This window comes from Clostridium sp. K04 (genome assembly GCF_019734375.1).
Lineage (GTDB): Bacteria > Bacillota > Clostridia > Clostridiales > Clostridiaceae > Clostridium > Clostridium saudiense.
On sequence record NZ_JAASHD010000004.1, the window covers coordinates 37,311 to 59,493 of the forward strand.

Here is a 22,183-nt window from a genome sequence, read left to right on the forward strand (position 1 = left end):
GGTTTTATCCGCTCTATTATTTTAAAAAAATTAAAATTGAAGAACCGCAAAACCTGAAGGGAGGTTATTAAATGACTAATGTACTAGAAAAAAATATAGCTGGTAGAACTATGAAAGTTGAATTTGGTAGAGTTGGAATGTTATCAAATGCAGCTATTTTTATGAGCTATGGAGATACAGTTATTTTAACTAATGTTAATGCTTCAGAAAAACCAAGAGATGGGATTGATTTCTTCCCATTAAGTGTTGAATACGAAGAAAGATTATACGCTGTAGGTAAAATACCTGGCGGATTTATAAAAAGAGAAGGTAGACCTTCAGAAAACGCAATTCTTTTCGGAAGAGCTGTAGATAGACCATTAAGACCTTTATTCCCAAAAGGATATAGAAATGACGTTCAAGTGGTTTGTACAGTTGTATCAGTAGAACAAGATAACTTACCAGAAATTCTAGCAATTAATGCAGCATCAATGGCATTATGTCTATCAAGTATTCCTTTTACAACACCAGTTGCAGCAGTGCAAGTTGGTTTAATCGATGGTAATTATGTTTTAAATCCAACATCTAAAGAAAGAGAAGAAAGTATTCTTCAATTAACTGTTTGTGCAACAAAAGAAAGAGTTATGATGATTGAAGCAGGTGGAGATGAAATACCTGAAGACGTAATGATAGGTGCAATTGAATATGGTTTTGAAAAGTGCCAAGAAATTGTTACTTTCCAAGAAGAAGCTATGGCGAAGTTTGGTAAGAAGAAAGATGAACCAGTTTTATATAAACCTAATGAAGAACTTGCAAAAGATATAGAAGAATTTGCAGGTGAAATGATTAAAGAAGCTATGTGGATTACTGATAAAGATGAAAGAAATGCAGCTATGGATTTAGTAAACGATAAAATTACTGAAGAGTTTGCAGAAAAGTATCCAGATAACTTTGGAGATGCTAAAGAAATAATCTACAACATGCAAAAAGAAGTAGTTAGAGATATGCTATTAAATCACTCTAGAAGACCTGATGGAAGAGCATTCGATGAAATAAGAAAAATAACTTGTGAAGTTGATTTATTACCAAGAACTCATGGAACAGGTTTATTTACAAGAGGATTAACTCAAGTTATGACAGTAGCTACTTTAGGGGCTGTTGGAGATATTCAAATTATAGATGGTATAGGTGAAACAGAATCTAAGAGATATATGCACCACTATAATTTCCCAGCTTACTCTGTTGGTGAAGTAAGACCATTAAGAGGGCCGGGTAGAAGAGAAATAGGTCATGGAGCTTTAGCAGAAAGAGCCTTAGAACCACTTATTCCTTCAGAAGAGGAATTCCCATATACCATTAGATTAGTTTCAGAAGTATTAAGCTCAAATGGTTCTACTTCTCAAGCTTCTGTTTGTGGATCTACATTAGCATTATTAGATGCAGGTGTTCCAATAAAGAGACCAGCAGCAGGTATTGCAATGGGACTTATAACATCAGAAGATTTAACTGAAGAAGAAGTTTTAACTGATATTCAAGGAATCGAAGACTTCTTTGGAGATATGGACTTTAAGGTAGCTGGAACTACTGAAGGTATAACTTCTATACAGGTTGATACTAAAATTAAAGGATTAAGCTTTAACGTTATTGAAACGGCAATTAAAAATGCAAGAAAAGCAAGATTACACATTTTAGATAAAATTAATGAATGTATTCCAGAACCAAAAAAAGAAGTTTCTAAGTTTGCACCAAAGACATCTACTATTTCAATTGATCCAGAAAAGATTAGAGATGTTATCGGAGCTGGTGGAAAAGTTATTAATAAAATAATAGCTGATACTGGCGTTAAAATTGATATTAAAGAAGATGGTACAGTATTTGTTTCTTCTCCAGATCATGATGGAGTTAATGAAGCAATAAGAATCATTGAAGGCTTAACTAAAGAGGTTGAAGCAGGTGAAGTTTATTTAGGTAAGGTTACTAAAATTGCTGCATTTGGGGCATTTATAGAAATATTACCTAATAAAGAAGGTCTTTGTCATATTTCTAAGCTTGATAAAAAGAGAGTAGAAAAAGTTGAAGATGTTGTATCTGTTGGTGATGAGATTTTAGTTAAGGTTACTGAAATAGATTCGCAAGGAAGAATAAATCTTTCAAGAAAAGACGCACTTCCACCAGATGAAGTAACTGAATAATTGAAATAGTAAAAGAGAATTAAGAATAATTCTCTTTTTTTTACTATATAGAATAAATATGATAAGATTAAAATAAACTAAAAGCAAACTTATAAAAATGGAGGTAAGTATGTTTAATTTATATACATTAGATAATGGTTTAAGAGTAGTTACTGAATATATTGAACATGTCAATTCTATAAGTGTAGGTATTATGGTTCAAAATGGTTCTAGAAATGAATCAAAAGATGAGAATGGTATATCACACTTTATTGAACATATGTTTTTCAAGGGCACAGAAAAAAGAAGTGCAAAAGAAATAGTTCAAGAGATTGAAAACATTGGAGGGCAAATAAATGCTTATACAAGTAAGGAAACTACTTGTTATTATATAAAGGCTTTAAATACTCATGCAGATTTATGTTTAGAAGTAATTTCTGATATGTTATTAAATTCTAAATTTGATGAAGAAGAAATTGAAAAGGAAAAAGGTGTAGTAATTGAAGAAATTAATATGAGCCAAGATAATCCTGAAGATGTATTAGACGAAATACATTCTGAAGCTATTTTTGGAAATAATTCGTTAGCTTATCCAATTTTAGGTACACCAGATAGAATTAGGTCTTTTAATAGAAAGAAAATAAAGGATTATATTAGGACTCATTATACACCATATAATTCAGTACTTAGTATATGTGGTAAGTTTGATGAAAAAGAATTAAGGAAACTTATTGAGGAATATTTTGGTGGATGGAGTAAAGATGATATCTATAAACCAACATATGAAGATATTATACTTAAAAATGATAGTAAGTATTGTGAAAAGCAAATTGAACAAGTGCATATTAATCTTGGACTAAATGGATTACCATATGCTAACGATAAATCCTACTCATTAGTATTATTAAATAATATTTTCGGAGGCGGAGCATCATCAATACTTTTCCAAAAAGTAAGAGAAGAATTAGGATTGTGTTATACAATTTATTCATATATGCAACCTTACTTAGGTGTTGGGACTATGAATATTTACACTGGATTAAGCAATAAGTATTGTGATAAAGCAATAAGTGTTATTAACGAACAATTGCAAAAATTTGCTAGAGAAGGTATTAGTAATGAATTATTAGAAATTAATAAAGAAAAAATAAAAGCAAATTATATTTTAGGGTTAGAAAGTACGTCATCAAGAATGTTTGCTAATGCAAAATGCTTTTTATTACAAAATAAGATAAAAACTCAAGAAGATGTTATTGATAGAATTAACAAAATCGATCAAAATGACATAAACTATGTATTGGAGAGATGTTTTAAACCAGGAATAATCAGTACAGCTTTTGTTGGGCAAGGTGTTGAGGCAGAAAAACTAAATACAATTTTAGAAAATTCTAAAGTTGCATATAAGAATAGTACTGATGAAAAGTTTTTATTGTAAGTTGCAAATATAGTTGATATATTAGTTATGTAAAGTTGGTATTTGAAGGTTTTATGTTCTAATCCTTAAAGTAATATATTATCAAACTGATGCATAATATTATGTATAACAAGGAGGTAATTATCATGAAGGATTTTGAATATTATGAAAAGAAACCAGAAAGTAAGATAAGAAATTTAAGTGAATTAGAAGGATATGAAATTTTTAATCTTGAAAGTGCAGAAAAATATGATACTGCTTCAAATATTGATTTTGTAATAGATGAAGATGGATATCTTAAATTCCTGGTGGTTGGTATTAGTGCAGGTAAGTTTAGCTTCTTTGGTAGCAAAGAATACGTTGAAATACCATGGGAATGTGTAACGAAAGTAGGAACTAATGTCATAGTAATCTCTGCTGAGGAAGGAAAGATAAAGAGAGCGAGAGCTTAGAAAACTTAAGGGGGAAGATTCCTTGGATATTATAGTGCAAAAGTTCGGAGGAACATCTGTATCAACAGAAGAAAGAAGAAAACAAGTAATAAAGAAAATAGGAAAAGCTATTGAAAGTGGCTTAAAGCCAGTAGTAGTTGTATCGGCAATGGGGAGATTTGGAGAACCCTATGCTACAGATAGCCTATTATCACTTGTAGATAGTAATTTTAAAGATAATAATAAAAGTGCTCAGGATTTATTAATGTGCTGTGGAGAGATAATAAGTTCTGTAGTAATGTGCAATGATTTATATAAGCACGGAATAACTGCTGTTCCATTGACAGGAGGTCAAGCGGGAATAATAACTGATGATAACTTTACTGATGCGAAATCAATTAAAGTTGATACTACTAATATAATGAAAGTATTAGAAGCTGGCAAAGTACCGGTTATTACAGGATTCCAAGGTGTAACTGAAGATGGCTTTTTCACAACATTAGGAAGAGGAGGCAGTGATACATCAGCGTGTATATTAGGTGTTGCTTTAAAAGCAAAAGAAATTGATATATATACTGATGTAGATGGAATTATGACCGCTGATCCAAGGGTTGTTGAAGATGCTTCACTTATAAATGAGATTTCTTACAATGAAGTATTTCAATTAGCTGATCATGGTGCTAAAGTAATACATCCTAAGGCTGTAGCATTAGCTAAGAAAGGAAATGTACCATTAGTTATTAAAAACACAATGAATGACTGTAAAGGTACAGTGATAAAGAGTAGTGTTTCAGAAGAAGAAAAGAGATTAATTTCTGGAATTACTCATTTAAATAATAGAATTCAGGTTAGAGTAAGATTATCAGATAATAGAGATAAAGGTTCATATAAAAATTTATTAGAATTGCTTGCTAAAAATCATATAAGCTTAGATTTAATTAACATTTTCCCTGAACATCAAATGTTCACAATAGATGCTTCTGAGAAGAAAAAGCTTGATGAAATAATGAAAAAAGCTGAAATTAAATATACTATAATTGAAGGCTGTAGTACTATTGCTATAGTAGGAGCTGGTATGAATGGTGTTCCAGGTGTAATGGCAAGGATAATAAATACTTTAACTAGTAATGAGATTGAAATTTTACAAACAACAGATTCTAATATGACAATATGGTGTTTAATTTACACTAGTAAGGTAAAAGATGCTATAAGATTGCTTCATGATGAATTTAACTTAGGTAGTGCAAAGTAAAATTATATTATTATAAAAATACTTAGGAGGAAGTAAAATGGAATTTACTTTTGATGAAAAAGCAAAAAATGCATTAAATGAGCTTATAGAAAATAGTTCGGAAGAGTATGTGAGAATAAAGGTGTTTTATGGATGTGGAAGACCAGCATATGATTTGTATCCAGATTTTAAGAGTGATGAAGATGAAGAAGTTATAATTAGTGGAATAAAATTCGTAGTTAATAAAAAAGATGTTAGAGCTTGTAATAAGCTTGAAATTAAATATGATAAAGAAGTATTTAATAAAGGATTTTATATACGTGATTTAGATTAATAAAAAGGGTATGCAGAAATGCATATCCTTTTTTGTATAAACACTAATAAAAAATATTTAATTTTTTGATGATTTTATAAATAATATTTTTTATAATGGGAAAAATAATGTAAAAAGTATAGAGGTGATAAAAATGAGAGATAAGGTTATAAAGGAATTAAATAAATTTTTGACAGGAGTTCATATGGGAGGAGCTACATTTAAGGATTATTTAGATAAAGCTGAAAATTTAGAGTTAAAAAGCACATTAAAAGAGATAATAGAATCATTTAAAAAACATGAGGAAGCAATTACACATAGAATAGAAGAATTAGGTGGAAATGCAAGTGATTCATTGGGGATAAGAGGAAATATAGCAGAAGCTTTTGAAAAAATTAAGCTTATTCCTGTAGATACTGACTGTGAAGTTTGTGAACATGCGATAAAAGCAATGGAAATGGGAAATAAAAATGCAAATAAATTTATTGAGGAAAATGAAAATATGGAAAAAAGTATTTTAAATGATATTTATGGTGTAGTTAAAGATTATGATAATCATTTAAATAAATTAAAAAATTTACAAAGTAAGTTATATAATTATTAGTGAAATTTCCTGCAACATGTTGTATACTTAGTGAGAGAAAATTAGGATTGTGAGGAAGTTTTTATGAAAAAAATTAAAAGATTATTAACGATATTGTGCCTTGTTTCTATTATTTCTATTTTGCTTATAGGTTGTGGGAAAAAAGTAGAAATGGTTAGAGTTAGCACTTCAGAAGAGGTGTTAGAATTATTTAATAAATATAATACAGAAAATAATATTGAAGAAATGGTTAAGTTGTACTCTGATGAATATATAGATTATATAGGATATGATGCAAATAAAATAATAAATATGATTAAAAATAACAGAAAAGATGCAACTATTAATTCATCAACTACAAAAAGTATAGAAGAGATTAATGAAAATTTAAAAAAAGCAGTAGTTAATATTAATGCAGTAATTAATGGTGAAGAAACAAATGAAGATTATGTTTATGCATTAATTAAAGAAGAGGATGGATGGTCAATTTCACCGGATGGAATAAGTGAATGTATAAATTTTGATGTTCCTGCAAATAAAGAAAAGGAATTAAATTTAAATTTAATGAAAGAAGCTGTTTTATTTGATGGAGCTTTAATTCGTGTAGATTTATATAATGATACTAGCAATTCTTATATATTTGGAACAAAAGATGACAAAACACAAATTATTGTAGAAACTACTGAAGGTACTTTTACAAGTGAAGTAGAAGAGCCACAAGAGATAAGTAAAAGAGTGAAAAGCTATTTTATAGCTAAAATTCAAGATTTAAAAGGTGACATAAAAAAAGTTACAGTTACATCAATATATGAATTAGATAAAGAGGGAAATGTAATAGTAGATAGTAAAAGAGATATTGTAGCTTACAATAAATAATATAGAAAATACCAGTAGTTAACTACTGGTATTTATCTTTTTGATATTAATAAAAGGATATTTATTTAATACCTCATAATATTTGTTTAGCATTCCAAGATTAATAACATTTTCAATTATACTATAATGTTTTTTAAATGGAATGTTTTTTAAAATTTCACTACAATTAACCAAGCTATTCAAAATAGAAAAATCAATATCCTCAATGCAGTAAGATATTAAATCTTCGTAAGATAAATTTTGGGTGTTATATAAAATATTATAAGGATTAAAATTATTTGTAGACATATCATCTTTTAAATCATCTAAAGCATCTATTAAATAAATCCATTTACCAATAAAATATCCAAGTGAATATAAGTTATCCCTTAATATTTTACTATCTTCTTCAAATTTATACGGAAAATCACTTAATACACATGCCATAATATCTCCAAAAGGATGAGATATTTCATCTAATGAAGAAAAGGCTTTTGTCTTTTCAAAATTAGAAATTAGGTTTAAATTAGTTGATATTTTATCAGCTATTGTATTTAAATTATTAAAACTCTTTTTAGATGAGGGTGAAAGAAGTAGCTTAAAAAACTTACTTTTTATACTTTTATCATCTTCTATATTATCTTTAAGTTTATAATCAAATAGTAATATACTTAAGTCTGCACAATAATTTAAACATTGGGATTCAGCAGTAATAATAAGTTTTTTACCGGGATGGCGTATACATTTTACCTCTTTTAATTTTAGAGGATCACTAAAAAGTCCATCTAACATAAAACCAATGAAAGTTAAATCATAATTTAGGCAGAATCTAGGAATATTACCAAATTGATTTTTAATTTCGTTGCATAAGCCACAATAATAGCTTCTAAAGTATTCAAATTCTTTAACTTTAAGTTCGCTTTTAAGAGGTGTGACGTATCCAAACATTATAAGACTCCTTTATAGCTTCATAGATAGTTTTGGACGTCTAAGCGATGTTTTAGCACATTCCACCACCGCCGTTACCACACATATTCATTCCATTACCACCACCGCCTAAAAGACTTTGGAGTAGCATATTTTGCATTGGATTTCCACCCATATTATTAGCCATGCCAGCCATATTATTTAAAGGATTAGTTGCTCCATTCATAGGATTGGCATTATTAGCTGCACCAGCCATGTTATTAGCTCCTCCACCCATAGGATTAGCACCGCCCATATTACCAGCATTATTCATCAACATATTTAATACATTTGGATCAATTCCGCCACCAGATCCTTGTCCGCCACACATATTAGCTTGGTTTCCGCCACCGCCGCCACACATGTTATTATTATTTTGTGCAGCTGCATTACTTTGCATAGCACGAGCATAATTTGCCTTCATTTGTCTTACTTTTTTAGCTAAAACCATTAATGCCTCTTGATATTCCTCATTATCTGGATTAAGTTCTGCAGCCACCTTCATATGATTAACTCCTGCTTTGAACCAACCTTTTTTTAATAATACAAAGCCTTGTAAATAGTTCCATTCAGCAGATGACTTATCAGTAATTAAATTTAATTGTGTTTCAGCTGATAAAAATTGTTGCTTTTCAATTAATTCACGTATATCTTTGTATTTATACTCATTAATTAAACTATTATAGGCTGTATTTAACTCTGAAAGCTTATCTTCAGCAAGAGGTTCTTCTAGAGAACCTTCATAACTATTTATATCATAGGTATTTGCAAGGGATTCATAGGCTGTTTTAATTTCATCTAAAGATGCATTAGGTCGTACACCTAGTACCTTATAAGGGTTCATATTAAATCTCCTTAGAAAGATTGTTAAATCATTATAATATATTCACATTAATGTAAATAAGTGATTCAATAAAATAATAGAAATAATATTAAATACAATCTATTAAGTCTCCACCCATACATTCGCAGCATTGATCTAAACAAATAAGGTCACAACAGCTAAAATTACCACAGTCACAGCAATCACAACAATCATCACAACAGCAGCATGAACAACCACGATTTCTTCTTCTATAACTGTTATTATAGTAATCATCTGAATAATATCTATGTCTGCCCATAAGTGAAATAAGTTCATCTTTATATTGGGTATTGTTTGGTGATAAGAGTACTGCTTTTTTAAAGTGAGGTAAAGCTGCATCAAACCAAGCCTTATTCTTTAAAATTAATCCATATAGATAATGATACTCTGAATTCCTATTGGTTGTAGAGTTTAATATATTTTCAGCTTCTATGTAATTTCTATTGATTATCAACGTATTAATAATATTAAAAAGAGATTCATTTTTATTTAGTGAATTTTCCAAGATATCAACTCCTTTTACTAAAAAAATAATAATTTTAATATATATATTATATACAATTATCTAATATTAATCATAAATAAAAATATAAAATTTATACTATTATTTACTATTATATTATAAGTGTGATAGAATTATAAAAAAATGAAAAAAGGAGATACTTATGAAAAAATTATTTATTGAATATCCTAAATGTACAACTTGTAGAAAAGCAAAGAAATTTTTAACAGAAAATAATGTAGATTTTGAAGATAGAGATATAGTATTAAATAATCCTACAGAAGAAGAATTAGGTAAATGGATAAAGTTAAGTGGATTAGAAATTAAAAAATTCTTTAATACTTCAGGTGTTTTATATCGAGAAATGAATTTAAAAGATAAGTTGAAAGATATGAGTCAAGAAGAAATGATTAAGCTTTTGGCAAGTGATGGAAAGCTTGTAAAAAGACCATTATTAATCACTGAAGAAAAAGTATTAGTAGGATTTAAAGAGGAAACATACAAAGAAATCATTTAAATTTATTGAATGTATCAAAATAAAGATATTTTGATACATTCTTTTTTGTTAAAATAATGTATCAGTTAGTGAAAAATGTGGTAAAATAATTGATAGTGCTTTTTTAGAATAATTGAAATGAATAAACTCTAAATAAAGTTAATATATAAAATAGTTCATTTAATGAGGTGACTTAGGATGAATGTGACGCAGCTAAACGCATTAATATTAAAAAAAGATAGTAATAATCGTCTTTATAGGGGAATGAAATGTTTTAAAGAAGGATTAGTACTGGATATAAAATCTATAGCAGATAAAGAATATGGATCCTTAGATATATATGGGAAAGTCATGTCTGAAAATGATTTAAATGTTTATAATACAAATTTATCATTTGACTTAAAAAAGAATGAGTTAATTTATACTGAATGTAATTGCGTAGATTTTGAAAATAATTGTGATTTTAATTCAACATATATTTGTAAGCATATAGGGGCTACGTTTTATAAATTTGAAGCAGCAGTTGAAGAAAAAAGTAATGCTAAAAAAGAGAAAATAAATAATTTGGATAGTGAAAATGAGGATTATTCAGATAAATTACTTAGCGTAATAAATAAAATAAACAACTGTAATAAAGAAAGGGCTAGCATACAAGTAAATTTAACTAAGAAGGATATAACAAAATATAAATATTTCTATGAGTTAGATTTGAAAATAGGGACTAAAAAATATTATGTTGTTAAGAATATAGCAGAATTAATTAATGCTAGAAGATATAATAAAACATTATCATATGGAAAAGAATTTAAATATGATCCATCAATACATTATTTTTCAGAAGAAGATGAAAATATTTTAAATTTTATTGAAGAATATGTATCTTTAAATGAACCTTTTGAAAAGGAGTATTCAATTAATAGAATTACTAACAGTATATTTGGGAATAATAAGTCTTTATTTATACCTCAAAGTGCTTTAAGAAGGTTATTAAGCAGCGTAGGGGATAAATTTATAACATTCACTGAAGCTGTTACTACACTTGAATTACAAGTACTTAAAGAAGAATTGCCGGTAAAGTTCAATATAAATGAAGAAAACGGAGAAATTAAAATTTCTTCTAATGAAGACGTACCAAAACCATTAAATTATAAAGGTGATGTATATCTTTATGAGAATAATATTTATTTACCTAGTGAAAATCAAATAAAATATTATAAAACTATAAATGATATATTTATAAAAGCTCCTGTGATTGTGTTTAAAGATAATAAAAAGAAAGAAGTGTTTAATAAAGTTTTACCTTTATTTGAAACTATAAGTGATGAAATAAATATAGATGATAGTCTTAAAAAAAGTATAGTTAAAGAAAAACCAAGGTTTGAAGTATATTTAGATAGAGATAGGAAGAAAACTTGGGCCTTAGTTAAGATTTATTATGGTGACGTAAATTTTAATATGATAAAAGGCGAAAAGGATAATGAGTATGTTATTAGAGACTTAAATGAAGAAGAAGAAATAGAAAAAATATTAAATAATTTTGCTTTTTATAGAAGTAAAGATGTATTTATGTTTAACGGCGATGATGAAAAATTATTTGAGCTACTTTCAGATGATTTATCAATATTAAAAGATAAAGCTACTGTATATTATTCTGATAGATTTAAAGAAAGAAGGATTTATGGAGCTTCATCGTTGAATGCTTCTATTACAGAAGGAAGAGGGAATTATTTAGAATTTTCTTTTAATATAGAAAATGTTAGTGAAGATGAATATAAGAAAATAATTGCTGCTTTTAAGGACAATAGAAGATTTTTTAAGTTAAAAGATGAAAGTTTTATTGATTTAAAAGATGAAGAAGTAAGTAAATTATTTAATTTAATTGATAGCTTAAATGAAGAATCCATTATTGAATCTAATGAAATTAAGGTACATAAAAGCAAAGCATTATTTATCAACAATAGCATAAAAGAAAATAATTTATCTTTTATACACGGTAAAGATATAGTAGAACATATTTCTTATAAAATAGAAAATTTAAATAGTGTTAATTATGAAGTGCCAAAAGAATTAAAAGCAACTTTGAGAGATTATCAATTAACAGGGTTTAAGTGGTTTAAAACTTTAAGTTATTATGAATTTGGTGGAATTTTAGCAGATGAAATGGGATTAGGAAAAACACTTCAGACTATTACATTTTTATTATCGGAACTTGGAAAGAAAAGTATCATAATAACACCAACATCATTAATTTATAATTGGAAAAGTGAATTTGAAAAGTTTGCCCCTTCTTTGAAGATTAAGATAATCCATGGAAACAAAGAAGAAAGAGCATTTACAAAAGAAGATGTTAATGAGTATGATGTGTTAATTACAACTTATGGAACATTAAGAAATGATTATAATTTATATGAAGGTATTAACTTTGATTATTGTATAATTGATGAGGCTCAAAATATTAAAAACCCTTTATCACAAAGTAGTGAAGTTGTTAAAGAATTAAATGCTAAGGTAAAATTTGCATTAACAGGAACTCCAATTGAAAATAATCTTTTAGAATTGTGGTCTTTATTTGATTATATTATGCCTGGATATTTATATTCCAAAAGAAAATTCCAAGATAAATTTATTAAAATGGGAAAAGGAACATCTGAATTAAAGAAGCTTATTAAACCATTTATACTTAGAAGATTAAAAAGTGATGTTATGAGTGAGTTGCCAGATAAAATTGAAAAAAGATATGTAATTGAAATGACTAAAGAGCAAAAGAAGGTCTATAAATCTTATGTAGATGATATTAAAATAAAAATGAGAGAAAAGGGTGTGACTAAAGATAAGATCACAATTTTCTCTTATTTAACTAAGCTTAGACAACTTGCATTAGATCCAAGTATACTTGTTGAAGGATACACTGGGGGAAGTGGTAAGATTGATATAACTGTAGAACTAATAAATGAATTTATAAATAATAATCATAAGATATTATTATTCTCTCAATTTACATCTGTACTTGATAGTATAAAAAATATTTTTGAAGCAGAAGGGATTGAGTATTTCTATTTAGATGGAGGTACGAAGGCTTCAGAAAGGGTTCAGCTTGTAAATGAATTTAATAATTCAAACAAAGTTAAAGTATTTTTAATATCATTGAAAGCAGGAGGAACAGGATTAAATCTAACATCAGCAGATGTTGTTATTCATTTTGATCCATGGTGGAATCCAGCTATTGAAGACCAAGCAACCGATAGAGCACATAGATTTGGACAAAAGAATGTTGTAGAAGTTATTAAGCTTATCGCAAAGGGAAGTATTGAAGAAAAGATAATTAAACTACAAGAAAGTAAGAAAGAAATTATTAATGATATAATGGATGGAAATTATACTAATGGAGGTTTCTTAAGTAGCTTAAGTTCTGAAGAAATAACTGAATTGTTTAACTAAAAAAAGGATACACATATTGTGTATCCTTTCTATTATTATTCAACTGTAACAGATTTTGCTAGGTTTCTTGGCTTATCAACGTCACAGCCTTTTTGTTTTGCAACGTAATAAGAAATTAATTGTAGTGGAACAACACTTACTAGTGGAGTTAACATATCAATAGTTTTTGGTATATAAACTAAGTCATCAACAACTTCCTTAGTAGTAGTATCGCCTTCATTTACAACTGCAAATATATTTCCACCTCTTGTAGAAACTTCTCTAACGTTACTAATCATTTTATCTTTTAGTCCTTCTTGAGTTAAAAGAGTAATAACTGCAGTATTTTTTTCTATTAAAGCTATAGGACCATGTTTTAATTCACCACCAGCATAAGCATCACAATGAATATAAGATATTTCTTTAAGTTTTAATGAGCCTTCCATTGCAACGGCATAGTCAAGCCCTCTACCTAAGAAATACATATCTTTATGATTATAGTGAGAAGAAGCAAATTTTTGAAGAGAATCTTTCATTCCTAATGCTTTTTCTATTTTATTTGGTATCTCTAATAAATGTGTCTTAATTTCTTCGATTTCTTCATCTGACATAGTGCCTTTTAATGAAGCAAAATATAATCCTAAGATATAAAATGCTGCTAATTGAGTAACATAAGCCTTTGTTGAAGCAACAGCTATTTCAGGCCCAGCTAATGTATAGAATACATCATCAGCTTCTCTTGATACAGATGAACCTACAACATTAGTTATAGCTAAAACTCTAGCACCTTGTTTCTTACCATCTCTTAAAACAGCTAAAGTGTCAGCAGTTTCACCAGATTGAGATACAACGATTATTAATGTTCTATCAGTTATCATTGGATCTCTATATCTAAACTCAGATGCTATATCAACTTCTACTGGTATTTTAGCAAATTTTTCGATTACTGTTTTACCAACTAAACCAGCATGGTATGCAGTTCCACAAGCCACTATATAAATTCTATCAAAGTTTTCTAACTCTTTCTTTGTAAATGCTATATTATCTATTGTTATTTCTTTTCCTAAGACAATTTTACCTGCTAAAGTATCTTTAACAGCTTTTGGTTGTTCATGAATTTCTTTTAACATGAAATCTTCAAATCCACCTTTTTCAGCTGCATCGATGTTCCAAGTAACATGGTAAATTTCCTTTTCAATTTTTTCTCCATCTTCATTTCTTAGTTCAACGCCATTTGATGTTAAAATAGCAAACTCTTTATCCTCTAATAAATAAACTTCTCTTGTATGGTTTAATACAGCAGGAATATCTGAAGCAATAAAGCTTTCATTCTTTCCTAAGCCAACTATAAGAGGACTATCTTTTCTAACTGCAACTATTTTATCAGGTTCATTTTTAGCTATTACTCCAATTGCAAAACTTCCTTCAAGTTTAGAAGTTGCTTTAACAACTGCTTCAAATAAATCACCTTCATAGTAGTAGTCAACTAAGTTTGGTATAACTTCTGTATCTGTTTCAGAGAAGAACTTATATCCTTTTGAAGTTAACCATTCTCTTAATTTCATATAGTTTTCTATAATACCATTGTGAACTACACTAATTGTAGCATTTTCTGTAGTATGAGGATGTGAATTAACATCTGATGGTTCACCATGAGTAGCCCATCTTGTATGACCAATTCCAATATGACCGTTTATAGGATTTTCCTTTAGGCTTGTTGCTAAATTATTTAAACGTCCTTTAAACTTTCTAACATTAATTCCATTATTTAAAATGGCAACTCCTGCAGAATCATATCCTCTATATTCTAATTTTGATAATCCTTCTACTAATAAATTAGACGCTTGTCTATTTCCTACATAACCAACTATTCCGCACATATAAATAAATCTTCCTTCCATTATTAAATTATTTTTATTTTACTTTGATTTATTATGATAATTAAAGGATAGTATTTAAAAAGGGTATACTAATACTAGGACCTCTAAAAACACAATGAAGGTTTTAACACCAAACTAGGATTGTGCTACAAATCACTTTGTAGTTTTACTAGTTGTTAACGGTAGTGCGATACCGTGGGGCACCCGCCGAAGAATTCGATACTCCCCATCCTCGTCAACTTAAGTGAGCCTCCAAATCTTCGATTTGGTTAGGCGAACTTACTCCTACGATAGTAGGAGTTTCCTTTTCCAAAGCAATCTTCGATTTGGTTAGGCGAACTTGCTCCTACGATAGTAGGAGTTTCCTTTTCATTAAGGAAACTCAGATTAAACTGAGTAAGTTCAGCGTGCCGAATTAAAATTCAGAGCTTCACTTAAGTTCTGGCGCTTTTATGAAATTTTTTTCTGCTGTATTACTATAATAATCACATCCTTTGCTAATTATTTAGTATACCACTCCATAATTTTATCATAAAATAAACATTTGTCTATAGCAGTTATATAAATACCTAATCCATATATCACTATAAACAGTAACTCAAATAATATTATTATATGCATAAAGATGAAAAAAATAGATAAAAATATATAAAAATAGGAAAAAGTAAATTATTATTAGTTGATAAATTTGTAGTTTATTTAAAGTTTTATAAATATTATTAAAAATGTATGTAAGGTAAAAAACACACATAATTTAGCAAGTTAGATGTATAAATTATTAAATTCTTGGCAAAAATACCTAAGAGAGTTTAAAAACAGGAGGTAATGTGAAATGTCAGATTTAGAAATTAATAGAAGATCTATAGATGTTCCAAATAGTGCAAAGAAAGCGAGAAAAAATGGAAAGGTTCCAGGAGTTTTATATGGTAAGGCAATAAAGAACTTATTATTTGAAGTTGGAGAACTTGAATTAGCTCATGAAGTAGCAAGAAATGGGCAACATGGAGTTCTTGATTTTTGTTTAGATGGAGAAAAACATAAAGGATTAATTAAAGAAGTTCAAAAAGATCCTGTAACTAACAAAATTATTCATTTAGATTTAGAAGAAGTAAACGGAGCAGAAAAAGTTGTTTCTTCAGTTCCAATTCATTATATAGGAGAAGAGTTCCTAAATAAGAAGGGAATTGTATTACAAAAAGAAAAGGATAGTGTAAAGGTTGAATGTACAGTTGATTCAATACCTAAATATATAGATTTTAATATAGGTACAGGAACTGTTGGATCTGTTTATAAATTTGGGGATTTAGAAGTGGCATCAGAAATATCAGTATTAGATGATTTAAATTCAGTAATTGCATCTATTAGCTATGAACGAAATACAGTTAGTAGAGATATGGAAGAAGCAGAAGATGCTGATGTAAAAGATGTTGCAGAATAAAAAAATATATTAAAAATAGAATAAAAAATATACTAAAAATAAGAGTTATAAATAATTTTAAAGATAACTCTTATTTTTTTATTTAAATTTATAAGATTTTGGTATATAATAACTAATGTATGGACTACTGAAAATGTTTAGGAGGGATAATATGGATTACAAAGAGAAGTATAATGAGTGGTTAAACTCAAAAGTAATATCAGAAACAATAAAAGAAGAATTAAGAAGCATTACAGATGAAAAGGAAATAGAAGATAGATTTTATAAGGAATTAGATTTTGGTACAGGTGGTCTAAGAGGGGTTATAGGTGCTGGAACTAACAGAATGAATGTCTATACAGTATCAAAGGCAACTCAAGGATTTGCTAACTATTTAAATAAAAATTTTGAAGCTCCAAAGGTTGCAATTGCATATGATTCAAGAAACATGTCAAAAGAGTTTGCTGAAGCTGCAGCATTAACACTTTGTGCAAATAATGTAAAGGTATTTTTATTTGAAAGCCTAAGACCAACGCCAATGCTTTCATTTACTGTAAGACATTTAAATTGTCAAGGTGGAATAGTAATTACTGCTTCACATAACCCTAAAATATATAATGGATATAAGGTTTATGACGAATTCGGTGGTCAAGTTACTGATGAAAAGGCGGGGTTAATAATAGGGGAAGTTAATAGTATAGTAAACTATGAAGATATAAAGACTATTGCTTTAGAAGAAGCATTAAAAGATAATCTTTTAGAATATATAGGTGAAGATGTAGACAAGGCTTATCTTGAAGAAGTAAAAGCTCTTACTATTAGAACAGAATTAGTAAAAGAAAAGGCTAAAGATTTAAAAGTTATTTACACTCCAATTCATGGAAGTGGTAATATGCCAGTAAGAAGAGTATTAAAAGAATTAGGATATGAGAATGTAGAAGTTGTTAAAGAACAAGAAATGCCAGATGGTAATTTCCCAACTGCTTCTTACCCAAATCCAGAAAATGCTCAAGTATTTGAATTAGCTTTAGAAATGGCTAAAACAAGCAACCCAGATATAATATTTGGTACTGACCCAGATTGTGATAGAATTGGTGTTGTTGTTAAGGAAAATAGTGGAGAATATAAAGTATTAACAGGTAATCAAACTGGTTTATTGTTAACAGATTATATATTATCATCTCTTAAGGAAGAAGGTAAATTACCTTCAAACGGTGTTGTTATTAAGACTATCGTAACTTCTGAAGGTGCAAGAGCTATAGCTAACTACTATGGCGTTGAAATAATGGACGTATTAACTGGATTCAAATATATTGGAGAAAAAATAAGACAATTCCAAGAAAATGGAGATAAAAAATATTTATTTGGATTTGAAGAAAGTTATGGATATTTAGCTGGAGAATTTGTTAGAGATAAAGATGCTGTTATAGCTTCAATGTTAATAGCAGAAATGACACTTTACTATAAAGAGCAAGGAAAATCTTTATATGAAGCATTAATTGAACTTTATAATAGAGTTGGATTCTTCAAAGAAGACTTAATTTCAATTGAGTTACAAGGAAAAGAAGGTCAAGAAAAAATAGGTAAGTGTTTAGATTTACTAAGAGAAACAGCTTTAACAGAAGTTGATGGTGTTAAAATTGCAAAAAGACTTGATTATAAATTAAGCAAAGAGGAAGATTTAGTAAATGCTTCTGAAGAAGTTATTAACTTACCAAAATCAAATGTATTAAAATATATTTTAGTTGATGGTTCATCATTTGTAGTTAGACCTTCAGGTACAGAACCAAAAATGAAAGTTTATTCAGCTGTTAAAGGTGAAAGCTTAACTAATGCTGAAGAAAAGTTAAAGAGATTTAACGAAAAAGTTATGGAAATAATAAATGAAAAATTAGCTTAATATAAAGGTAGAAGTTGTTGCATTCTTAAGAATGTAACAACTTTTTTTATAAAAATTAATTGAATTTAGGTTAATTATATTTTATAAATTATTCTGAGTATTAGATTTAGTTTACAGGTATAGATGTGGTACTTTTTTCATATGAAGTTATATATGGTATAATTAAGGTAGATATTTATCTGGAGGAAAATGGGAATGAGAGTTGTTGATATGCATTGTGATACTATAGGAGAAATCTATGAAAATAGACTTTTAGGAAATAAATATGAATTGAAAGAAAATAATTTACATGTAGATATAAATAAACTAATAAAGGGAGATTATTTACTTCAAAATTTTGCAATGTTTATAGATATAAAAAAATATAAAAATCCCTATAAAACCTTGCAAGAAATGATACAAGTTTATTACGAAGAGTTAGAGGAAAACAGAGATATAATTAAGCCTGTTTATTCATATGAAGATATATCTATGTGTGCTAATGAGAATAAAATAGGTTCATTATTAACAATAGAAGATGCAGGAGCATTAGAAGGTTCTCTTATAAACTTAAAAACGGTTTATGAACAAGGGGTTAGACTTATAACATTAACATGGAATCACATAAATGGAGTAGGTTTTCCAAACTTTAAATTTAAGATTGATGCATGTGGAAATATAACTGAAAAAGTAGACCTTATAACTCCTAATACTGAATTTGGACTTACAGCATTTGGAGTTGAATTATTAAGAGAAATGGAACGATTAGGGATTATAGTAGATGTTTCTCATTTATCTGATGCTGGATTTTATGATGTTCTAAAATATAGCAAAAAACCATTTGTAGCAAGTCATAGTAATGCAAGAGCTGTTACAAATGTTGTTAGAAATTTAACTGATGATATGATAAGGAAGCTTGCTGATAAGGGTGGAGTTGTAGGTATTAATTTTTGTTCAAATTTTGTTATGCCAACGCCTCATACAGATCTAACTTTTACTTATATAGAAGATTTGGTAAAACACATTAAGCATATTAAAAATGTAGGTGGAATAGATGTAATTGCATTAGGCACAGATTTTGATGGAATACAAAGTACATTAGAAATTAAGGATGCATCACAAATTCAATTATTGGCAGAAGCGCTTTTGAATAATGATTTTACTTATGAAGAGGTAGAAAAAATATTTTATAAGAATACTATGAATTTATATAAGGAATTATTATAAAGTGTATAATAATTATTATTAGTATTAAGGATGATGATCTTAGTTGATAGATGTTGAAAAATTATTTGATTTAAATATAGGATTAGTTTTAGCTGGTGGTGGAGCTAAAGGTGCGTATGAAGCTGGAGTATTTAAAGCACTTTGGGAATTAGATATAATAAGAAGGGTTAGTGTAGTTTCAGGTACATCAATAGGTACAATTAATGGCCTTATGCTTTCTATGAATGATGGAAATGTTATGGATAAGAGTTGGTCTAATATTTCTTATTCGAGATTTATTAATAATGAAAATAAAATAAGGGATATTAATATAAAGAAATTAATTAAAAGAGAGGATACTGTAGATAAAGAAAAAAAGCTAGCTGACTTATTCAAAAAAAATGATATTGGTTTGTTATCACAAAGTGGTATAAGGAGTTTTATTGAAGATTATGTTGATTTTAATGTAATTAGACAAAGTAAAAAAATATTATATGCTTGTGCTTATAATATTGATTTAGAAAAACCTGAGTATTTTAAGCTTAATGATTACGATGACAAAAAGGCATTAGATATTTGCATAGCATCATGTGCAGTACCATTTTTATTTAAACCAATTGAAATTGATGAATATAGATATGCTGATGGGGGAGTAAATAACCCACAGTATAGGGAACCTAATGTAGATAATGTTCCAATTGCTCCACTAAAAGATCATAATTGTGATATTATTATAGTTGTTCATTTATCTTATAAGGAAGATTTGAATAGAGAAGGTTTTGAAAATACAAATATTATTGAAATATATCCTTCAACACAATTAGAGCTTATAGAAGGAATTGGTTCTTTAAATATTAGACCAAGTGCATTAAATCAACATATTGAACTAGGGTATAGAGATGCACTAACTATACTTGCACCAATGATAATTGATATGATAAAAGGAAAAGATATTAAAAAACTAATAAAAAAGCATGAAGAATATAATAAAGAACTAATAAATAGAAATAGACATTAGTTTATTGAAATATTAATATAATAGTGAATATTGATATGGTGCAATGTTTATAGTATCATATCAATATTTTATTAATAAAAGAAAATAATTAAGGTAGGAAACTAAGGATGGAAGAGAATAATTTAAAAGAATTGACAGGAAAAGAAATTTTAAACGAACTATGTGGAAAAGAATTAAATTCTAAAAAGAACATATTAGAAGCAATAGAAAAAATAAAACCTCTAGCAAAAGAGGGGTTAGAAAGTGATAAAATTCAAGAAATATATAATGTAATTTATAAGAGTATAGAGGAAATGAATACAATTGTAAAAGCAAATACTATCATGTATTTAAAAAATCAATTAAAATCAGCATTAGGGAAGTTTGTTGAAAATAAAGATCCTAAGGAAATGAACTATTTTTTAGAGTTCTTTAAAGAAGCATATCCTCCAAATAATAGACGAGTAGGATATACTAGAGTAATAAATGATTTTAGTAAAATAACAAATGAACAAATTTGGGAAACACTAACATTCATAAATAGAGCTGTAATTAAAACTAAGAGACGCTTAGGAGAAGATGAAAAACAAGATATTATAAATAATATTAATAATTTACTTGCTAGTGGAAAGATTGAATATATAAATCAAGTTAAAAGTTTAGAAAAGTTGTTAAATGTACTTAATGTTAAGGTTGTTAACTACAAAGAAGGTTTTAAACTTAAGAATAGATAGGAAATTAAAATCAATTTTCAAAATATAAGAAGTAAAATCTACTAATGTTTAAATTTAAAGAAAAGAGAGATAAAATATGAGAAATATAAGAATGACAATTCAATATGATGGATCAAGATATAAGGGGTGGCAAAAGCAAAATATAAAAGGAATGGATGTATCTACCATACAGGGAAAAATTGAGAATGTTTTATCTAAAATGACAGGAGAAGAAATTCAAGTAATTGGATGTGGAAGAACTGATACTGGAGTTCATGCAGATAAGTATACTGCAAATTTTAAAACTAATAGTAACAAAAATATTAAGGATATGTCGAAGTACTTACACGAGTTTTTACCAGAAGATATATCAGTAATTTCATTAAGAGATGTAAGTGATAGATTTCATTCAAGATTAAATGCTATTTCAAAGACTTATGTATATACTATTGATAATAATAGATTTGCAAATGTTTTTATTAAGAAATATGCTTATCATGTTGAGGGACAATTAAATATTGAAAAAATGAAAGAGGCAAGTAAATATTTTATTGGAACTCATGATTTTAAAGGGTTTAGTGGTGTAAAAGATAAATCAAAAAAATCTACTGTTAGGACTATTAATTATATAAATATTACAGAAAAAGATAATATTATTAAAATAGAATACAACGGGAATGGGTTTTTAATAAACATGGTTAGAATATTAAGTGGAACATTAATAAATGTTGGTAAGGGGCAAATAGAACCTGAGGATATTAAAAAAATGCTTCAATCTAAACAAAGAAGTGAACTTGCAGTAAAAGCACCAGCAAAAGGACTTTGTATGAAGGAAGTAAATTATTAAAAAATTTATCATAATAATTAA

The 22,183-nt window shown here is 27.9% G+C and carries 19 protein-coding genes; 15 read left to right on the forward strand and 4 right to left on the reverse strand.

The window, feature by feature from the left end; translation table 11 throughout:
- The first annotated feature begins 71 nt into the window (after nt 1–71).
- The 7 genes from HCG70_RS02900 to HCG70_RS02930 all read left to right on the forward strand — a co-directional run bounded on the left by HCG70_RS02900 (nt 72) and on the right by HCG70_RS02930 (nt 6,998).
- Nucleotides 72–2,171, forward strand: coding sequence for a polyribonucleotide nucleotidyltransferase (locus tag HCG70_RS02900; RefSeq protein WP_042393864.1), 2,100 nt, complete (start codon nt 72–74; stop codon nt 2,169–2,171).
- A gap of 109 nt (nt 2,172–2,280) precedes the next feature.
- Nucleotides 2,281–3,585: a pitrilysin family protein gene (locus HCG70_RS02905; RefSeq protein ID WP_055275156.1), complete on the forward strand. Its 1,305-nt coding sequence runs from the start codon at nt 2,281–2,283 to the stop codon at nt 3,583–3,585.
- Nucleotides 3,586–3,710: 125 nt separating this feature from the next.
- On the forward strand, nt 3,711–4,016 hold the full coding sequence (locus HCG70_RS02910; RefSeq protein ID WP_042393872.1) for a YlmC/YmxH family sporulation protein: 306 nt from the start codon (nt 3,711–3,713) through the stop codon (nt 4,014–4,016).
- A 22-nt stretch (nt 4,017–4,038) separates the two neighbouring features.
- Entirely contained in the window at nt 4,039–5,247 is a 1,209-nt protein-coding gene (gene dapG, locus HCG70_RS02915) for an aspartate kinase (protein ID WP_042393875.1), read from the forward strand.
- A gap of 37 nt (nt 5,248–5,284) precedes the next feature.
- Nucleotides 5,285–5,560 (forward strand): iron-sulfur cluster biosynthesis family protein, encoded by a 276-nt coding sequence (locus tag HCG70_RS02920; RefSeq protein ID WP_042393876.1) that lies wholly within the window; start codon nt 5,285–5,287, stop codon nt 5,558–5,560.
- Between the two features lie 133 nt (nt 5,561–5,693).
- Complete coding sequence (locus HCG70_RS02925; RefSeq protein WP_055275153.1) at nt 5,694–6,143, forward strand: DUF2383 domain-containing protein; 450 nt, start codon at nt 5,694–5,696, stop codon at nt 6,141–6,143.
- Between the two features lie 63 nt (nt 6,144–6,206).
- On the forward strand, nt 6,207–6,998 hold the full coding sequence (locus HCG70_RS02930) for a hypothetical protein (RefSeq protein WP_055275151.1): 792 nt from the start codon (nt 6,207–6,209) through the stop codon (nt 6,996–6,998).
- 18 nt (nt 6,999–7,016) lie between these two features.
- Here the strand turns inward: HCG70_RS02930 and HCG70_RS02935 are convergent, their stop codons facing one another.
- The 3 genes from HCG70_RS02935 to HCG70_RS02945 form a co-directional block, all read right to left on the reverse strand.
- Nucleotides 7,017–7,925: a DUF5685 family protein gene (locus HCG70_RS02935; RefSeq protein WP_042393885.1), complete on the reverse strand. Its 909-nt coding sequence runs from the start codon at nt 7,923–7,925 to the stop codon at nt 7,017–7,019.
- A gap of 52 nt (nt 7,926–7,977) precedes the next feature.
- Entirely contained in the window at nt 7,978–8,787 is an 810-nt protein-coding gene (locus tag HCG70_RS02940; protein WP_052330566.1) for a J domain-containing protein, read from the reverse strand.
- A gap of 88 nt (nt 8,788–8,875) precedes the next feature.
- A complete protein-coding gene (locus tag HCG70_RS02945; RefSeq protein ID WP_242833212.1) occupies nt 8,876–9,313 on the reverse strand; it encodes a M48 family metallopeptidase in 438 nt (145 codons plus the stop codon).
- A gap of 160 nt (nt 9,314–9,473) precedes the next feature.
- Here HCG70_RS02945 and HCG70_RS02950 point away from each other — a divergent pair, with 160 nt between their 5' ends.
- Both HCG70_RS02950 and HCG70_RS02955 read left to right on the forward strand, forming a co-directional pair.
- Nucleotides 9,474–9,827, forward strand: coding sequence for an arsenate reductase family protein (locus HCG70_RS02950; RefSeq protein ID WP_042393891.1), 354 nt, complete (start codon nt 9,474–9,476; stop codon nt 9,825–9,827).
- 177 nt (nt 9,828–10,004) lie between these two features.
- Complete coding sequence (locus HCG70_RS02955) at nt 10,005–13,244, forward strand: DEAD/DEAH box helicase (RefSeq protein ID WP_042393894.1); 3,240 nt, start codon at nt 10,005–10,007, stop codon at nt 13,242–13,244.
- A gap of 35 nt (nt 13,245–13,279) precedes the next feature.
- Here HCG70_RS02955 and glmS read toward each other — a convergent pair whose 3' ends face one another.
- Nucleotides 13,280–15,103 carry a glutamine--fructose-6-phosphate transaminase (isomerizing) gene (glmS, locus tag HCG70_RS02960; RefSeq protein WP_042393898.1) on the reverse strand — a complete coding sequence of 608 codons (1,824 nt, stop codon included), beginning with the start codon at nt 15,101–15,103 and terminating at the stop codon, nt 13,280–13,282.
- A gap of 832 nt (nt 15,104–15,935) precedes the next feature.
- Here glmS and HCG70_RS02965 point away from each other — a divergent pair.
- The 6 genes from HCG70_RS02965 to truA all read left to right on the forward strand — a co-directional run bounded on the left by HCG70_RS02965 (nt 15,936) and on the right by truA (nt 22,162).
- Nucleotides 15,936–16,541 carry a 50S ribosomal protein L25 gene (locus HCG70_RS02965; protein ID WP_042393901.1) on the forward strand — a complete coding sequence of 202 codons (606 nt, stop codon included), beginning with the start codon at nt 15,936–15,938 and terminating at the stop codon, nt 16,539–16,541.
- A gap of 151 nt (nt 16,542–16,692) precedes the next feature.
- Complete coding sequence (locus HCG70_RS02970; protein WP_042393903.1) at nt 16,693–18,420, forward strand: phospho-sugar mutase; 1,728 nt, start codon at nt 16,693–16,695, stop codon at nt 18,418–18,420.
- A 195-nt stretch (nt 18,421–18,615) separates the two neighbouring features.
- Entirely contained in the window at nt 18,616–19,626 is a 1,011-nt protein-coding gene (locus HCG70_RS02975) for a dipeptidase (protein WP_221697465.1), read from the forward strand.
- Between the two features lie 43 nt (nt 19,627–19,669).
- The gene (locus tag HCG70_RS02980; protein ID WP_055275140.1) at nt 19,670–20,623 is read left to right on the forward strand and encodes a patatin-like phospholipase family protein; all 954 of its coding nucleotides are present in this window, start codon (nt 19,670–19,672) and stop codon (nt 20,621–20,623) included.
- A 107-nt stretch (nt 20,624–20,730) separates the two neighbouring features.
- Nucleotides 20,731–21,336 carry a hypothetical protein gene (locus HCG70_RS02985; protein ID WP_042393904.1) on the forward strand — a complete coding sequence of 202 codons (606 nt, stop codon included), beginning with the start codon at nt 20,731–20,733 and terminating at the stop codon, nt 21,334–21,336.
- A 76-nt stretch (nt 21,337–21,412) separates the two neighbouring features.
- Nucleotides 21,413–22,162 carry a tRNA pseudouridine(38-40) synthase TruA gene (gene truA / locus HCG70_RS02990; protein WP_154820453.1) on the forward strand — a complete coding sequence of 250 codons (750 nt, stop codon included), beginning with the start codon at nt 21,413–21,415 and terminating at the stop codon, nt 22,160–22,162.
- Nucleotides 22,163–22,183: the final 21 nt, after the last annotated feature.

Coding starts and splice junctions, on each gene's coding strand:
- HCG70_RS02965 (WP_042393901.1), top strand. CDS start 15,936: ATGTCAGATTTAGAAATTAATAGAAGATCTATAGATGTTCCAAATAGT.
- HCG70_RS02970 (WP_042393903.1), top strand. CDS start 16,693: ATGGATTACAAAGAGAAGTATAATGAGTGGTTAAACTCAAAAGTAATA.
- glmS (WP_042393898.1), bottom strand. CDS start 15,103: ATGTGCGGAATAGTTGGTTATGTAGGAAATAGACAAGCGTCTAATTTA.
- HCG70_RS02975 (WP_221697465.1), top strand. CDS start 18,616: ATGAGAGTTGTTGATATGCATTGTGATACTATAGGAGAAATCTATGAA.
- HCG70_RS02920 (WP_042393876.1), top strand. CDS start 5,285: ATGGAATTTACTTTTGATGAAAAAGCAAAAAATGCATTAAATGAGCTT.
- HCG70_RS02910 (WP_042393872.1), top strand. CDS start 3,711: ATGAAGGATTTTGAATATTATGAAAAGAAACCAGAAAGTAAGATAAGA.
- HCG70_RS02940 (WP_052330566.1), bottom strand. CDS start 8,787: ATGAACCCTTATAAGGTACTAGGTGTACGACCTAATGCATCTTTAGAT.
- HCG70_RS02950 (WP_042393891.1), top strand. CDS start 9,474: ATGAAAAAATTATTTATTGAATATCCTAAATGTACAACTTGTAGAAAA.
- HCG70_RS02935 (WP_042393885.1), bottom strand. CDS start 7,925: ATGTTTGGATACGTCACACCTCTTAAAAGCGAACTTAAAGTTAAAGAA.
- truA (WP_154820453.1), top strand. CDS start 21,413: ATGAGAAATATAAGAATGACAATTCAATATGATGGATCAAGATATAAG.
- HCG70_RS02985 (WP_042393904.1), top strand. CDS start 20,731: ATGGAAGAGAATAATTTAAAAGAATTGACAGGAAAAGAAATTTTAAAC.
- HCG70_RS02900 (WP_042393864.1), top strand. CDS start 72: ATGACTAATGTACTAGAAAAAAATATAGCTGGTAGAACTATGAAAGTT.
- HCG70_RS02930 (WP_055275151.1), top strand. CDS start 6,207: ATGAAAAAAATTAAAAGATTATTAACGATATTGTGCCTTGTTTCTATT.
- HCG70_RS02905 (WP_055275156.1), top strand. CDS start 2,281: ATGTTTAATTTATATACATTAGATAATGGTTTAAGAGTAGTTACTGAA.
- HCG70_RS02955 (WP_042393894.1), top strand. CDS start 10,005: ATGAATGTGACGCAGCTAAACGCATTAATATTAAAAAAAGATAGTAAT.
- HCG70_RS02925 (WP_055275153.1), top strand. CDS start 5,694: ATGAGAGATAAGGTTATAAAGGAATTAAATAAATTTTTGACAGGAGTT.